Here is a 14,556-nt window from a genome sequence, read left to right on the forward strand (position 1 = left end):
TGTTGACATGTGCGCGAAACCTCACAAAACTGCGCAACAACAAGCAGAACTTGTGTGATCTTCGATCCAGGTGGTGGCGGATGCGGGTAGGCAGGCTCACGGCATTGACGGCAGGGGCGGCGCTCCTGCTCGCGGGATGCGGCGGCGGGGACACGGCCGGTGGCACCGGCGAGAACGCGCTCCCGGGCGTCGACCAGTTCCTCAACGCGCCCTGTCCGGAGGCGGGGGTGAAACCCGTGACGGACAAGGAATTCACCTACTGGTCCATGTGGACGGCCGACGAGCCGCAGGGCAAGGTCCTCCAGAAGGCCTTCAAATGCTTCCAGGAGAAGACCGGTGTCAAGGTCGACGTGCAGTGGCTGGGCCGCAAGGCCTACACGCAGAATCTGGTGCCCGCGCTGAACACCGACGCGGTGCCGGACCTGTTCGACCAGGACGTCAGCAAGGTCGGCGCGGCTGTCATGACGCCGGGCGGCACGCAAAGCGTCGACGACGTGTTCGCGATGAAGGTCGGTGAGGGCGACAAGACCGTCAAGGACGTGCTTTCGCCCAGCTCGTACGACTTCCCGCAGAACAAGGACCGCGAGGGCCACAACTTCATGGTCCCGTACACGATCCAGTCGAGCGCGTGGTGGTTCAACAAGGACACCGCCGGCGACATCCAGCAGCCGAAGACGATGGACGAGCTGATCGGCCTGTTCGACAAGGCGAAGGCCGACGGCAAGGCCGCCATCAGCCTCGACGGCGACATCCCGTTCTACAACATGTACTTCTACACCCAGCTCGCCGAGCGGTACGTCGGCGCGGGCGGGCTCTACAAGGCCGCGACCGACAAGACCGGCCAGGCGTGGAAGACCGAGCCCGGTTTCCTCAAGGCGGCCACCGAAACCGCGAAGCTGCCCAAGTACTTCATCGACGGCTGGGACGCGGCGAAGTTCCCGCAGGTGCAGCAGCGCTGGGCGGACGGCGACTCCCGGTTCCTCTACGTCGGCAGCTGGGCGCCGAGTGAGACCCGTGAGTACCTGGACAAGCAGGGCGCCGGAACGAAGATCAACTACGGCTCCTTCCAGTTCCCGATGCCCGAAGGCGCCACGCACGACACCGTCGAGCAGATGTCGATCGGTTTCTCGGTGACCAAGAAGGCCAAGCACGCCGAGGCGGCCAAGGCGTTCATCGCCTACTTCCTCAACAAGGACCTGCTCGCCGGGATCCCGATCGTGGCCGACAACCTCGTGCCGCGCGCCGACCTCGCCGTGCCGGACGACCTCAAGCAGGTCAAGGCCGCGCTGGACGACCCGAAGAAGGAGCACGTCCTGCAGTACGACGGGATCGACGGCATCGCCGGCGGCAAATGGCAGACCGACGTCTTCGACCCCGCCGACATCGCGCTGCTGAAGGGCCAGATCACGCCGCAGCAGTTCGTGGACCAGCTCGCCACCAAGGGCGCCGAGTTCTGGAAGAACCAGGGCTGATGGCCACGGTCACGACGCCGATCACACCGCCGGCGCGGGCGGTGAAGGCCGGGGCGCACCTGAGTCGCAAGAAACGGCTGTTCTGGCCGTTCGCCGCGCCGGCGCTGGTGCTGTACCTGGCCTTCCTGGTACTGCCGACGATCGCGACCGTGGTGCTGAGCTTCACCAGCTGGGCCGGGGCGGGAGACACGCCGGAGCCCAACGGCGTCACCAACTACACGCAGATGTGGGCGAGCGACTCGTTCCAGTACGCCTTCCGCAACACGCTGATCTACGTGTTCCTCGGCGGGATCGGCACGTTCGCGCTGGCGTTCCTGTTCACCATGGTGTTGCGGGACATGAAGGGCGGCAAGATCGTCCGCGCGATCCTGTTCTTCCCGAACATCGTGGCGCCGGTCGCGCTCGGCATGTTCCTCGGCTTCGTCTTCAAGTACCAGCCGGGGAAGCAAGGCCTCGCGAACTACGTGCTGGAAAGCCTCGGCGCGGACGCGGCGAAGTTCCTCGCACCGTCCAATGTGACCGGTGTGGTGACGGCCTCGCTGATCTGGGCCAGCTCGGGTTTCTACATCACCATCCTGATGGCCGCGGTCGACCGCATCCCGCCGTATCTCTACGAGGACGCCGAGCTGGGCGGCGCTTCGCCGTGGCAGAAGTTCAAGAACATCACGCTGCCGATGACCTGGGACGTCGTCGGTGTCGCCGGGGTGCTGTGGACGATCAACGCGCTCAAGATCTTCGAGCTGGTGTTCGTGCTGGCCGGTCCGGGCACCTACGCCCCGCCCAACGAGGCGTGGACGCTCGGGATCTACGTGTTCGACCGGACCTTCGGCTCGAACGGCACCCCGGACTTCGGCGCCGCCTGTGCCTGCGCGGTGGCGATGATCGTGCTGGTGTCCGTGCTCGTCGTCCTGCTCCGCCGGTTGATGCGCCGTGACGCGATCCAGTTCTGAGGGAGACGAAATGTCCGTCACCGACGTCGAGGCGCCCGCGCGGCGAGCGGCGAAACCGGTGCGCAAGCCGCCACGCAAACCACGTCCGGCCCCCGGTGCGAAACGGTTCAGCCCGTTGCGCGTCCTGGGTTCCACGATCGTGTGGCTGTTCACCGCAGGCAACATCCTGGTGCTGTACTGGCTGCTCACGGCGTCGTTCAAGACACCGGTGGAGATCTTCACCAAGCCGTTCGACCTGCCGTACCAGTGGTTCAAGGTCGGCAAGCCGTTCCGGAACTTCATCTACGCCTGGAACAACGCCGGTTTCGGCGAGGCCGTGCTGACCACCGTGGTCCTGGTCGGGCTGGCGACGGTCGTCACGGTCGCCGTGTCGGCGCCCTGCGCGTACGCCCTGACCAGGCTCGGCGTCCGCGGCGCCGGGCCGATGACGAACGTCGTCGCGATCGGCATGGGCGTGCCGTTCCAGACGGTCATCATCCCGCTGTTCGTGGTGCTCAGCAAAGTGCACCTGGACAACGAATACGGCCTCTTCGTGCTGTACGTGGCGCTGTCGATCCCGTTCACGGTGTTCCTGATGACCGGGTTCTTCCGGTCACTGCCGGACGAGCTGGAGGAAGCGGCGGCGCTCGACGGCGCGTCACCGACGCGCACGTTCTTCTCGGTCATGCTGCCGCTGACCCGCGGCGGCATGATCACCGCGCTGACGCTGAACGCCATCGGCCTGTGGAACGAGACGCTGCTGGCGATCGTGTTCCTCAAGGACCAGGCGCATTTCACGCTCTCCCGCGCGCTCTTCACCTTCTACGGGGCCGCGAGCTACCAGTCGGAGTACGGCGGCCTGATCGCCGGTGTGGCGATCGTCGTGCTCCCGATGCTCGTGCTCTACCTCGTGCTCGCCCGCCGGATCATCACCGGCCTGACCCTCGGCGCCGGAAAGTAGGACCTGATGGCCACCGTGACCTTCTCCGACACCACCCGGTTCTACGCCGGAGTCGAACGCCCCGCGGTCGACGGCCTCGACCTCGAGGTCGCCGACGGCGAGTTCCTGGTGCTGGTCGGCCCGTCCGGCTGCGGGAAGTCGACCACCTTGCGGATGCTCGCCGGGCTGGAGGGCGTCGACGACGGCTCCATCCACATCGGCGACCGCGACGTCACCGAACTGCCGCCGAAGGACCGGGACATCGCGATGGTGTTCCAGAACTACGCGCTCTACCCGCATATGACGGTGGGGGAGAACATCGGCTTCCATTTGAAGCTGGCGAAGATGGCCAAGGCCGAACGCGAACGCAAGGTACGCGAGGCCGCGGCCGTGCTCGACCTGACCGAGTACCTGGACCGCAAACCCGCGAAGCTGTCCGGCGGGCAGCGGCAGCGCGTCGCGATGGGCCGGGCGATCGTGCGCGAGCCCAGCGTGTTCCTGATGGACGAGCCACTGTCCAATCTGGACGCGAAGCTTCGGGTGCAGACGCGGACCCAGATCGCGTCCCTGCAGCGGCGGCTGGGCATCACGACGCTGTACGTCACGCACGACCAGGTCGAGGCGATGACCATGGGGGATCGGGTCGCCGTGCTGAAGGACGGGATCCTGCAGCAGTGCGACACCCCCGTCGGGCTGTTCGCCAAGCCGGTCAACGTGTTCGTCGCCGGGTTCATCGGCTCGCCCGCGATGAACCTGCTGGAGACCACTGTGGACACCGACGGCGCCGTCGCCGGTGGCACACGGCTGCCGCTGACCCCGGCCCAGCGTGCGGCGCTGACCGGCCCCGGCATCGTCGTCGGTGTCCGGCCCGAGGGCTGGACGATCGGGGACGGCGGTTTCGAGGCCGTCGTCGAGGTCGTCGAGGAACTGGGCAGCGACCAGTACCTGTACTGCCGGGACGGCGGCCGCGTGCTGACGGTCCGCACGCCGGGCATGGCCCCGTGGCAGCGCGGCGAACCGATCTTCCTGACGCCGCAACCGGGCGCGGTGCACCTGTTCGACGCCGCCACCGGCGATCGGCTCCCGGACGCATGACCCGCCTGTACCGCGCCGGACTGGTGCTCCCGGCCGCCGAGCTGGGGCCGGAGAACCCGTTGCCGCCGCTCCGGAAACCCGAAGCGGTGGCCAAGGTGTCCAATGTGGACGAGCTGCCGCCGGACCTGGCGGAGAACATCGGCTACGGCCGGCTGGACACGCCGTTGCCGTGTCTGCTGCAGGACGCCTACACCCGCGAGCGCACGGAACACGAGCTCCCGGCGTTGGTGCTGGAGAACGACAAGCTGCGCGCCACGGTGCTGCCTTCGCTGGGCGGGCGGCTGTACTCGCTGGTCCACAAGCCGTCCGGCCGCGAACTGCTCTACCGCAATCCGGTGTTCCAGCCCGCGAACCTCGCTTTACGGGACGCGTGGTTCGCGGGTGGTGTCGAGTGGAACCTCGGGAGTACCGGGCATACGACGCTGACCTGCGAACCGATGTTCGCCGCGGAGATCGAGGGCCCGGACGGCACGCCGGTGCTGCGGCTGTGGGAGTGGGAACGCACCCGTGACCTGCCGTACCAGATCGACTTCTGGCTGCCCGACGGCTCGGATCACCTGCTCGTGGCCGTGCGGGTGCGGAACCCGCATCCCTACGACGTCCCGGTGTACTGGTGGTCGAACATCGCTGTGCCACAGAACGAAGGCACCCGAGTGCTGGCGCCCGCGACCCAGGCTTGGCACTACGGCTATTCGGGGCGGCTCGACCTGGTCGACGTGCCCGGCGAGCTCACGTATCCGGCTCGTGCCGAGGCCGCGGCGGACTACTTCTTCGAGGTGACCGGAAGGCCGTGGGTCGCTGCTGTCGAGGCTGACGGTACGGGGCTGGCGCAGTCCTCCACTGGTCGGTTGCGCGGTCGAAAGCTGTTCCTGTGGGGCGAGTCCACCGGTGGACGCCGCTGGCAGGAGTGGCTGGCTCCCGGCGCCGACGGCTACCTGGAGATCCAGGCCGGGCTGGCTCGCACCCAGTTGGAGCACTTGCGCTTGCCGCCGGGGGAGAGCTGGGACTGGCTGGAGGCCTACGGGCCGATAGTCGCCGATCCGGCCGCGGTGCACGGGGAAGACTGGGCGACGGCGCGCGAGGCCGTCGCCGCCGGTCTGCCGTCGGCGGAAGCCCTGGACGAATACCACGGCGACTGGCGGAAGATCGCCGACGTCACCCCGGAATCCTTCCTGGCCACCGGTTCCGGCTGGGGCGCGCTGGAGAACCGGCGCGCGCCGATGTGCCTGCCCGGCACGCCGTTCCCGGACGAATCGCTCGGGCCGGAGCAGGAGCCGTGGCTCGCGTTGCTCGACGGGACGCCGCCGGACGGTGATCCGCTCGCGGTGCCGCCGCCGACGCTGGTGAACCGGTACTGGGCGGATCTCATGGAGTACGCGCCGAAGAACTGGCTGACCTGGTACCACCGCGGTGTCGCGCACTGGGCGGCCGGACGGCATTCGGACGCGGTCGGCGCCTGGCGCGAGTCCGTCTCGGCGGCCGAGAACCCTTGGGCATTGCGGAATCTCGCGGTCGTCACGGCCGGGCACGAGGCCGCCTGGCTGTACCGGCGCGCGGTCGCCCTCGCGCCGTCACTGCGTCCTCTGGTCGTCGAGGCCATCGCGGCGCAACTCGCCGCGGGGCTCCCGGACGAAGCGAGCGAGCTGCTGGACGGGCTGCCCGTGGAGGGGCGGATCGCCCTGCTGACCGCCCGCACCCGGCTCGCCCTCGGCGACGTCGCCGGGGCCAAGGCCGTGTACGACACCGGTTTCGAGGTCGCGAACATCAGGGAAGGGGAAACGTCCTTGTCCGACACCTGGGCAGCGGTTTCCGAGGAACCGCTGCCGGAAGAGCACGACTTCCGGATGAAGTGACCGGCCGGGCCGCTCGACCGGCATGCCGCTCGCGGCGGACAACCGCGATGCAGCATACTGCTCGAAACAGTGGCCAACAGCGCACCGGTATGCGCGATAGGCCGCAGCGAGCTAGGAGTGGCGCCGATGGCCCGGCACGAACGGCTGAGCACCCTGCTGGACCTGCTGGGGCAGCGGGAAAAGATCGACGTCGAGGACGTGGCCGAGGAGCTGAACGTCTCCGCGGCCACGATCCGGCGCGACCTCGATCACCTGGCGGAGCAGCAGTTGCTCACCCGCACCCGAGGTGGTGCGGTGGCCAACGACCTCGCCTACGACCTGCCGCTGCGGTACAAGACCGCGCGGCACGTGCCCGAGAAGCAGCGGATCAGCGTCGCCGCGGCGGCGCTCGTCGCGCAGGGCATGGTGGTCGGCCTCAACGGCGGGACGACGACGGCCGGCGTCGCGCGGTCGCTGGCCACGCGGTCCGATCTGGCCGGTCTCCGTGATTCGCCCGGGCTCACGGTGGTCACCAACGCACTGAACATCGCGCACGAACTCGCGGTCCGGCCGCATGTGAAGATCGTGGTCACCGGTGGGGTCGCGCGTCCGCAATCGTTCGAGCTCAGTGGTCCGCTGGCGACTCGCGTGCTCAGCGAACTGACGATCGACCTGCTGTTCCTCGGCGTCGACGCGTTCGATGCCGACGCCGGCGCCTTCGCTCATCACGAAGGTGAGGCGAGTATCAACCGGCTGATGGTCGAGCGGGCGGAACGCGTCGTCGCGGTCGCCGACGGATCGAAGCTGGGCCGCCGCGCGTTCGCGCGGATCTGCGCGACCCCCCAGGTGCACGCGCTGGTGACCGACTCCAACGCCGATCCGAAGGTGCTGCGGGCGTTCGAGGCCGCCGGCGTCGAGGTCCAGGCGGTCTGACCAAGTCCGTGAAGGCCTCCTTCACTACCTTGAGGGTCAGGGTTCCGGCGAAGTCGTGTTCACGCTGCCCAAGTGGGTGGCGGAGGGCCCGTCGCGGTGGCCTGACACTTCTCGACTGTCAACAGGGGATGCTTTCGGGGTGGCTGTGCCCGATTCGGGCGTTTTGCGAAGGGGTCGTGAGCGATAAAGACGGTCCTTACCACTCACGACCCCGATCAAAACCGTACAGATAGGCATCAAACGGACATTCACCTTCCCCTTTGGCCTCCCTTGTGGACATCGTCCGTTCAGGGCCTCTGTCATCGGCCCCATTCGGGAGGCCCACCTCGAATCACCAAGAACGGCGCCGGCCAGCGTTTGTGCGACTTCGCCGGGACCCTGCCTTGAGGGTGGGGAAGGGAGCCTTCACGTCTTTTGCGCACTCCTTGTGACATAAGGATCTTCGCGCGACCCGACGAAAGTCGGCAGCACCGCTTCGGCGGATGACTTTGCGCGAACCGTGCGCTATACAGAGACCATCTTGCGTATTCATGCGCGAAAGGTGTCTCGAATGAGCAGAGTTGCGCAATCCCTGAGTTGTTTGGCCGCAGTGGCCTTACTCGGGCTTTCCCCGGTCGCCGCCCACGCCGATCCGGCCGCGGCGTCGTCCGGCAAGCTGGGTGATCTGACCGGGATCTCCGGCGACGGCGCCACGGTCACCCTGAATTCGGGAAGCGCCGCGGTGCGCGTCAGCTTCCCGGCCGAAGGCGCCGTCCGGGTCTGGCTGGCGCCGGACGGCACGTTCACCGATCCGGCCGGGAGCAAGATCGTGCTGCCGCGCACCGGCGACCCGGTCACGCCGAAGAGGACGGACAAGGGGGACTACTGGGCGGTTTCCACGGCCAAGGCCACGCTGCGGGCGTACAAGCACCCGTTGCGGCTCGCGTTGTACGACGGCGCGGACCGCAAGCGGCTCTGGGAGGAGTCGGCACCGCTGTCCTGGACCGGCAAGCAGACCACGCAGACCCTGGCGCGAACCGCGACCGAGCAGTTCGTCGGCGGCGGCGAGCAGAACGGCCGCTTCAGCCACCGCGACCAGGCGATCCGGATCTTCGCCGACTACAACTGGAACGACGGCGGGGCCCCGAATTCGCAGCCGTTCTACGCCTCGACGGCGGGATACGGCGTGCTGCGCAACACCTTCGCGCAAGGCACCTACGCCTTCGCCGAGCCGGTGCGCACCACGCACGACGAGCGCCGCTTCGACGCGACGTACGTCGTCGGCGACGGGCTCAAGGACGTCATCTCCGGCTACACCGATCTGGTCGGGAAACCTTTCCTGCCACCGCTCTACGGTCTCGAACACGGTGACGCCGACTGCTACCTGCACAACGCCAACCGCGGTGAGCGGCACACCCTGGACGCGGTGAAGGTCGCGGAGGGGTACACCGAGCACGGGATGCCGAACGGCTGGATGCTGGTCAACGACGGCTACGGCTGCGGATACGAAAACCTCCAGCAGACGGGCGAAGGCCTCCGCAAGAACAACATGCAACTCGGGCTGTGGACCGAGGACGGCGTGCCGAACCAGGTCGAGGAGGTCAAGGCCGGGGTCCGGGTCCGCAAACTGGACGTCGCATGGGTCGGCCCGGGATACCAGTTCGCGCTGGACGCGTGCGACACCGCGCACAAGGGCATCGAGGACAACAGCGACGCGCGCGGTTTCGTCTGGACACCGGTCAGCTGGGCGGGCGCCCAGCGCTGCGGCGTGCTGTGGAGTGGCGACCAGGCCGGTTCCTACGACTACATCAAGTGGCAGATCCCGACCTACGCCGGCGCCACGACGTCGGGGATCGCGTACAATACCGGCGACATCGACGGCATCTTCGGCGGCAGCCCGCAGACCTACGTCCGCGACCTGCAGTGGAAGGCGTTCCTGCCGGTCTCGATGACGATGGACGGCTGGGCCGCGTCGGACAAGCAGCCGTGGCGCTACGGCGAGCCGTACACCTCGATCAACCGCAAGTACCTGCTGCTCAAGGAGCGGCTGCTGCCCTACACCTACAGCCATTCGGTGGAGGCGCACAAGACCGGCGTCGGCCAGGTCCGCCCGCTGGCGCTCGAGTACCCGGACGACCCGAACGTCTGGGGCGACAAGGCGAAGTACGAGTTCCTGTCCGGCAAGGATTTCCTGGTCGCGCCGGTGTACGAGAACTCGACCGTGCGCAACGGGATCTACCTGCCGAAGGGCACCTGGGTCGACTACTGGAGCGGCAAGACCTACACCGGTCCGACCACTGTGGACGGTTACGACGCGCCGCTCGACACGCTGCCGCTGTTCGTCCGCGCCGGGGCCGTGGTGCCGATGTGGGCCGAGGGCACGAAGTCGTGGCAGACCAGGGACCAGGGCGTGCTCGACCTCGACGTCTACCCGCAGGGCAAGGGTTCGTTCACGCTCACCGAGGACGACGGCGTGACCAGGGCGTACAAGAACGGCGACCAGGCGAAGCAGACGTTCACCGTCGACGCGCCGACGTCCGGCCTGGGCACGGTCACGGTCGGGATCGGCGCCAGTTCCGGTTCCTACGCCGGGAAGCCCGCGTCGCGGAACTACCAGCTGACCGTCCACACGGGAAGCAAGCCCGCGACGGTTCTGGCCGGGACCTCGATCCTGCGGCAGTACGGCAGCAGGGCCGAACTGGACGCGGCGGCGTCGGGCTGGTGGTTCGACCCGGCCGCCGGTGGGGTCGCGCGGGTCAAGACCGGCGAGATCGGCGCCGGTGACCGCCAGGACGTCCGCCTGTTCGGCACGAGCGCGGTCGGTGGGATCTTCCCGGAGGATCGCAACGGCTCGGTCACCCTGTCCGTCCCGGCGGTCGCCGGTCCCGGGCAGACCGCGACCGGCACGTTGAGCTTCACCAACAGCACGCCGCTGCCGGTCCGGAACGTCAAGTTCTCCTTGCCGGCCAACGGATTCCGCGCCGAGGTGCCGGCGGGGCCGCGACTGGTGATGCCCGGCGAGACCGTACGGGTGCCGGTGAAGGTGACGCCGGACGCGGGGATCGAACCGGACGACTACCAGCTCACCGCGTCGGCGTCGTACCAGGCACGGCTCGGGGAGAACCGGGTCACCGACTCGGTGACGGTCACCGTCCCGCACGGTTCGCTGGCCGCGGCCTACGGCAACGTCGGCGTCACCGACGCGGCTCACGTCGCGGCGGGGGACCTCGACGGCGGCGGCAGCAGTTTCCGGGCGGAAGGCCTCGCCGAGGCGGGTCTCAAACCGGGTGCGGGCTTCTCCGCGCTCGGTGCTCAGCTGACCTGGCCGCGAACCGGTACCGGGCAGAAGGACAACGTCCTCGCGTCCGGACAGACCATCGCGGTGCGCGGTACGGGCGCCAAGCTGGTGCTGGCCGGAACCGGTACGGGCACGGCGAAGGGCACTGTCGTCGTCCGCTACGCCGACGGCAGCACCAGCCGAGCCGAACTCGGCTTCCCGAACTGGTGCTGTGCCGATCCGGCCCAGTACGGCGCGACCACGGTGGCGACCGTGATGGGCAAGAACACCCGTACGGGGGCGGCGTATCCGACCACGCCGTACCGGGTGTTCGCGAACTCGGTCCCGTTGACCGCGGGGAAGGAGGTCGTCGCGGTGACGCTTCCGTCGAACACCGCGATGCACGTCTTCGCCGCGGGCATTGGCTGATTCAGTGGTCCGTGAAGGCCTCCTTGAGGGACCCGCCCGCCAGCGCCACCCAACCGGCGAGGATGGCCCAGACGATGGCNGCCCTCCTTGAGGGACCCAGAGTCCCTCAAGGAGGCCTTCACGGACAGCGGTATACACATTCGTATCCGGATACAGATGTGTATATTCGTCGCCATGAGCGAGGTCTGGACGTGGTCCGCGGCGAAGATCGCCGAGGCGGTGCGCAGCGGGAAGGTGCCGGCCCGCGTGGTTCTGGAGGTCCACGCGGCCCGTGTCGCCGAGGTCAATCCGCTGGTCAACGCGGTGACGGCCGAATTCGACGAGGCGGCGGGCGAAGCCGATCGGATCGACGCGCTGATCCGCGACGGCGTGGACCCCGGTCCGCTCGCGGGGGTCCCGGTGACGGTGAAGGAGAACATCGACGTCGCCGGACATCCGACGACCCATGGCGTCCCGCATTTCAAGGACGCCGTGGCGAGTGCGGACGCTCCGCCGGTCCGGCGGCTGCGCGCGGCGGGTGCGATCCCGCTCGGGCACGGCAACATGCCGGACCTGACGCTGGCGGGCAACGTCACGGTGAGCCAGTTGTTCGGCGAGACCGTCAATCCCTGGGGTGCTATCCGGACGCCCGGTGGGACCAGCGGCGGCGACGCGGCCGCGGTGGCCTCGGGGATGGCGGCGATCGGCCTCGGCAACGACTCCGGCGGCTCGGTCCGGTTGCCCGCCCTGTTCTGCGGCCTGACCGCGTTGAAGCCTTCGTACGGGCGGGTCGCGACGGACCACCGGATCGGCGGATCCGATCCGACGCTCGCCTCGCAGCTGTTTCCGGTCGACGGTCCGATCGCCCGGACCGTCGAGGACCTCACGCTGGCCTTCGACGCGCTCGCGGGCACCGATCCGGCCGATCCTCGGGCCATCCCGTACGGCGGGCGGCTTCCGGCGGTGCCGCGCCGGGTCGCCGTCTGCGCGGACCCCGCCGGACTCGGCGTCGACCCGCGGATGCGCGCCGAGATCGACAAAGCCGCCGCCGCACTGGCCGAAGCGGGTTACGAGGTCGAGGAGGCCGAACCGCCGCGGCTGGCGGACGCGTTGACCGCCTACGGCACGCTGATCACCGCGGAGTTCAGCCGCCGCTGGCCGTCGATCCGGCCGCTGCTCACCGAACAATCGGCGCAGCACATGGAACTCTCCTTCGCCCAGCGTCGCGAATCGACACTCGACGACTATCTGGACGCGACCGCCACGCGCTTCGGCGTGATGCGCGAATGGGCGGCCTTCGCCGAGCGATATCCGGTGATTCTCGGCCCGGTCTCGACCTGGCGCCCGTTCGACGCCGACCCGTTCGACCCGGAACAGGGGCTGCGGGTCATGTTCGGCATGCGGCTGTGCACCGCCACCACCTGTGTCGGTGTTCCCGCGGTCGCCGTGCCCACCGGAATCGACGACGGCCAGCCGCTCGGCGTGCAGCTGATCGGGTCGCGCCATCGCGAAGACGTCTGCCTGGCCGCCGCCCGCGAACTCGAAGCCCGCTTCGGAACCTTCGGACCCGTCCGTGAACCACAACAGAGGAATCCACGATGAGAAAGATCGTCACGTCGGTCAACATGTCCCTCGACGGCGACATCGACCACATGGAGGAGTGGCACTTCCCGTACTTCGGGGAAGAGGCCCAGGCGCTCGCCCGCGAACAGCTGTTCGCGAGCGACGCGGTGCTGCTGGGGCGCGAGACCTACACGGCATTCGCGGAGGTTTGGCCCACCATGGAAGCGGGTGACTTCGGCGAGCGAATGAACTCCCTGCCGCACTACGTCGTCTCGACCACGCTCACCGAAGAACAGGCCACCTGGCGCAACACCACGATCATCCACGGTGACGTGACCGAGGAAGTGGCCAAGCTCAAGGAGCAGCCTGGCCAGGACATCCTCATGTACGGCTACGGGCGGCTCGCGCACACCCTTCTCAAGGCGGGTCTGCTCGACGAAATCCGGGTGTGGCTGCACCCCGTCCTGTCCGGCCACGGCGATCCCGCGACCCTCTTCTTCCGCGACGGCAGCAACATTCCGCTCGAACTGGCCGCGACCCGGACCCTCGACACCGGGATCGTCGTGCTCACCTACCGGCGAACCGCCGCGGCGTGATCAAGCCGCCACGGGAGTCCACAAAGCGTCGATGGCGCGTTCGGCCTCGGCCTCGCTGGCCTCGGCCAGTGGGATGAGATCCGCCATCGCCGGGTTGACCTTCGCCATGGTCAGCTCGGCGGTGACGAACCGCGGTTCGAGCCCGGTCAGCCAGACACCGTGCGGGATCCATGACTGTGCGTGGTCCCAGCCTTCACGTGGGGTGCCTTCGCCGTAACCGCCGCCGCGTGAGGTCACGACGATGAAGTCGCGTCCGCCGAGCAGACCTTCTCGAGTCTCGGCATCGACCGACAGTCCGGGCGCGATCAGGTGATCGACCCAGGCCTTGACCGTGCTCGGCGGGCCGAAGTTGTACAGCGGCAGGCCCAGCAGGATCGTGTCGGCCGCCTTCACCTCGTCTACGAGCTCGTTGATCAGCCGCCAGGCCGCGGCCTGCTCCGGGGTGTGCTGCTCCGACGGCACGGATTTGGCGGTGTTGGTCACCGCGTCCAAATGCGGCAGCGGGTCGGCGCCCAGGTCACGGTAGGTGACGGTGCCCTCCGGATGCGCGGCGCGCCAGGCGGCGGCCGCCCGTGCGGTGAGGCGGCGGCTGACCGAGTGCTCGCCCGTGATGCTCGAGTCGATGTGCAGCAGATTCGTCATGTCTACTATCTTGCATAGATAGTTTGTGTAACGCAAACTATTTATGCTGTGGTGGTCATCATGTGGGAACGTACACTTGACGAGTGCCCGAACTCCCGGTCGTGAACCAGCCCCCGCATCGCTGCGGAGCGCTGCTCGACCACGTCACCCGCCGGATCCGGCTGCGCAGCGAGTCCGTCCTGGCCCCACTCGGCCTGCGGCCCCGGCATCTCGTCGCGCTGACCGTGCTGCGTGACCTCGGCGGCTGTTCGCAGCAGGACCTCGCGAAGACGCTGGAGATGGACGGCACGAACGTCGTCGGGCTGCTCAACGACCTGGAGTCCGCGAACCTGATCGAACGCAGGCGGTCACCGGAGGACCGGAGGCGGCATATCGTCGAACTCACCGACGTCGGCGCCAAGCAACTCGTCAAGGCGGAGTTCGCCCTCGCCGCGGTCGAGGACGAGGTGCTCGGCGCGCTCGGCAAGGATCAGCGCGAAACGCTGTACAACCTGCTGTACCAGGCGGCGGGCCACGCCGAGGTCGCCGCCTGCGTCGAATCCGCACACATCGACGACTGCTAGCCGCCGAACAGGTCGTGAAGCTGTTCCGTGGCTTCGGCGCCGTACATCACGCTCCCGACCGGAACCTCGCTCCCCACGGCCTCGATCACCCGCGCCGTCCAAACAGGACCGAACGCGCCGCACAGCTCGATCAGCTGCGCCCCTTCGTCGACCAGCCGCCGGGCCGCGGCGACGACCTGGTCCACGCGGCCGACACCGATCAGCACCGTCAGGCATTGCCCGCTGTCCACACGGGACACGTCCCGCGCCGGGTCGCAGCCGTCGGCCAGGTACACGAAACCCCACTGTCGCATGACGATTCTCCTTCGTTCTCGAACACCGTGAGGT

At 68.3% G+C, this 14,556-nt stretch carries 12 protein-coding genes; 10 read left to right on the forward strand and 2 right to left on the reverse strand.

Annotated elements, in window-relative coordinates:
- Positions 1-80 precede the first annotated feature (80 nt).
- From LCL61_RS20050 to LCL61_RS20090, 9 genes are all read left to right on the forward strand, one after another.
- The gene (locus tag LCL61_RS20050) at positions 81-1,472 is read left to right on the forward strand and encodes an ABC transporter substrate-binding protein (RefSeq protein WP_340688259.1); all 1,392 of its coding nucleotides are present in this window, start codon (positions 81-83) and stop codon (positions 1,470-1,472) included.
- Positions 1,472-2,422 (forward strand): sugar ABC transporter permease, encoded by a 951-nt coding sequence (locus tag LCL61_RS20055; protein WP_340688260.1) that lies wholly within the window; start codon positions 1,472-1,474, stop codon positions 2,420-2,422. Before LCL61_RS20050 ends, LCL61_RS20055 begins: the two co-directional genes overlap by 1 nt.
- Before the next feature lie 10 nt (positions 2,423-2,432).
- Positions 2,433-3,362: a carbohydrate ABC transporter permease gene (locus tag LCL61_RS20060; RefSeq protein ID WP_063271045.1), complete on the forward strand. Its 930-nt coding sequence runs from the start codon at positions 2,433-2,435 to the stop codon at positions 3,360-3,362.
- Between the two features lie 6 nt (positions 3,363-3,368).
- Positions 3,369-4,436 carry a sn-glycerol-3-phosphate ABC transporter ATP-binding protein UgpC gene (locus LCL61_RS20065; RefSeq protein WP_340688261.1) on the forward strand — a complete coding sequence of 356 codons (1,068 nt, stop codon included), beginning with the start codon at positions 3,369-3,371 and terminating at the stop codon, positions 4,434-4,436.
- Complete coding sequence (locus LCL61_RS20070) at positions 4,433-6,289, forward strand: DUF5107 domain-containing protein (protein ID WP_340688262.1); 1,857 nt, start codon at positions 4,433-4,435, stop codon at positions 6,287-6,289. Before LCL61_RS20065 ends, LCL61_RS20070 begins: the two co-directional genes overlap by 4 nt.
- A 126-nt stretch (positions 6,290-6,415) precedes the next feature.
- A complete protein-coding gene (locus LCL61_RS20075) occupies positions 6,416-7,201 on the forward strand; it encodes a DeoR/GlpR family DNA-binding transcription regulator (RefSeq protein ID WP_034316006.1) in 786 nt (261 codons plus the stop codon).
- A gap of 550 nt (positions 7,202-7,751) precedes the next feature.
- Complete coding sequence (locus tag LCL61_RS20080) at positions 7,752-10,886, forward strand: TIM-barrel domain-containing protein (protein WP_340688263.1); 3,135 nt, start codon at positions 7,752-7,754, stop codon at positions 10,884-10,886.
- Positions 10,887-11,060: 174 nt separating this feature from the next.
- Complete coding sequence (locus LCL61_RS20085) at positions 11,061-12,467, forward strand: amidase (protein ID WP_340688264.1); 1,407 nt, start codon at positions 11,061-11,063, stop codon at positions 12,465-12,467.
- On the forward strand, positions 12,464-13,024 hold the full coding sequence (locus LCL61_RS20090; RefSeq protein WP_340688265.1) for a dihydrofolate reductase family protein: 561 nt from the start codon (positions 12,464-12,466) through the stop codon (positions 13,022-13,024). Before LCL61_RS20085 ends, LCL61_RS20090 begins: the two co-directional genes overlap by 4 nt.
- Here LCL61_RS20090 and LCL61_RS20095 read toward each other — a convergent pair whose 3' ends face one another.
- Positions 13,025-13,666: an FMN-dependent NADH-azoreductase gene (locus LCL61_RS20095; RefSeq protein WP_340688266.1), complete on the reverse strand. Its 642-nt coding sequence runs from the start codon at positions 13,664-13,666 to the stop codon at positions 13,025-13,027.
- 83 nt (positions 13,667-13,749) lie between these two features.
- Between LCL61_RS20095 and LCL61_RS20100 the strand changes: the two genes are divergently transcribed.
- Positions 13,750-14,229 carry a MarR family winged helix-turn-helix transcriptional regulator gene (locus tag LCL61_RS20100; protein ID WP_340688267.1) on the forward strand — a complete coding sequence of 160 codons (480 nt, stop codon included), beginning with the start codon at positions 13,750-13,752 and terminating at the stop codon, positions 14,227-14,229.
- Here LCL61_RS20100 and LCL61_RS20105 read toward each other — a convergent pair.
- Positions 14,226-14,522, reverse strand: a complete 297-nt coding sequence (locus tag LCL61_RS20105; protein ID WP_340688268.1) for a DUF6506 family protein — start codon at positions 14,520-14,522, stop codon at positions 14,226-14,228. The genes LCL61_RS20100 and LCL61_RS20105 overlap by 4 nt on opposite strands.
- Positions 14,523-14,556: the final 34 nt, after the last annotated feature.

Source organism: Amycolatopsis coloradensis, from assembly GCF_037997115.1.
Lineage (GTDB): Bacteria > Actinomycetota > Actinomycetes > Mycobacteriales > Pseudonocardiaceae > Amycolatopsis > Amycolatopsis coloradensis_A.

Excerpts from the sequence above, each read along its gene's own strand:
- LCL61_RS20050 (WP_340688259.1), top strand. The coding sequence starts at position 81 with ATGCGGGTAGGCAGGCTCACGGCATTGACGGCAGGGGCGGCGCTCCTG.
- LCL61_RS20055 (WP_340688260.1), top strand. The coding sequence starts at position 1,472 with ATGGCCACGGTCACGACGCCGATCACACCGCCGGCGCGGGCGGTGAAG.
- LCL61_RS20060 (WP_063271045.1), top strand. The coding sequence starts at position 2,433 with ATGTCCGTCACCGACGTCGAGGCGCCCGCGCGGCGAGCGGCGAAACCG.
- LCL61_RS20065 (WP_340688261.1), top strand. The coding sequence starts at position 3,369 with ATGGCCACCGTGACCTTCTCCGACACCACCCGGTTCTACGCCGGAGTC.
- LCL61_RS20070 (WP_340688262.1), top strand. The coding sequence starts at position 4,433 with ATGACCCGCCTGTACCGCGCCGGACTGGTGCTCCCGGCCGCCGAGCTG.
- LCL61_RS20075 (WP_034316006.1), top strand. The coding sequence starts at position 6,416 with ATGGCCCGGCACGAACGGCTGAGCACCCTGCTGGACCTGCTGGGGCAG.
- LCL61_RS20080 (WP_340688263.1), top strand. The coding sequence starts at position 7,752 with ATGAGCAGAGTTGCGCAATCCCTGAGTTGTTTGGCCGCAGTGGCCTTA.
- LCL61_RS20085 (WP_340688264.1), top strand. The coding sequence starts at position 11,061 with ATGAGCGAGGTCTGGACGTGGTCCGCGGCGAAGATCGCCGAGGCGGTG.
- LCL61_RS20090 (WP_340688265.1), top strand. The coding sequence starts at position 12,464 with ATGAGAAAGATCGTCACGTCGGTCAACATGTCCCTCGACGGCGACATC.
- LCL61_RS20095 (WP_340688266.1), bottom strand. The coding sequence starts at position 13,666 with ATGACGAATCTGCTGCACATCGACTCGAGCATCACGGGCGAGCACTCG.
- LCL61_RS20105 (WP_340688268.1), bottom strand. The coding sequence starts at position 14,522 with ATGCGACAGTGGGGTTTCGTGTACCTGGCCGACGGCTGCGACCCGGCG.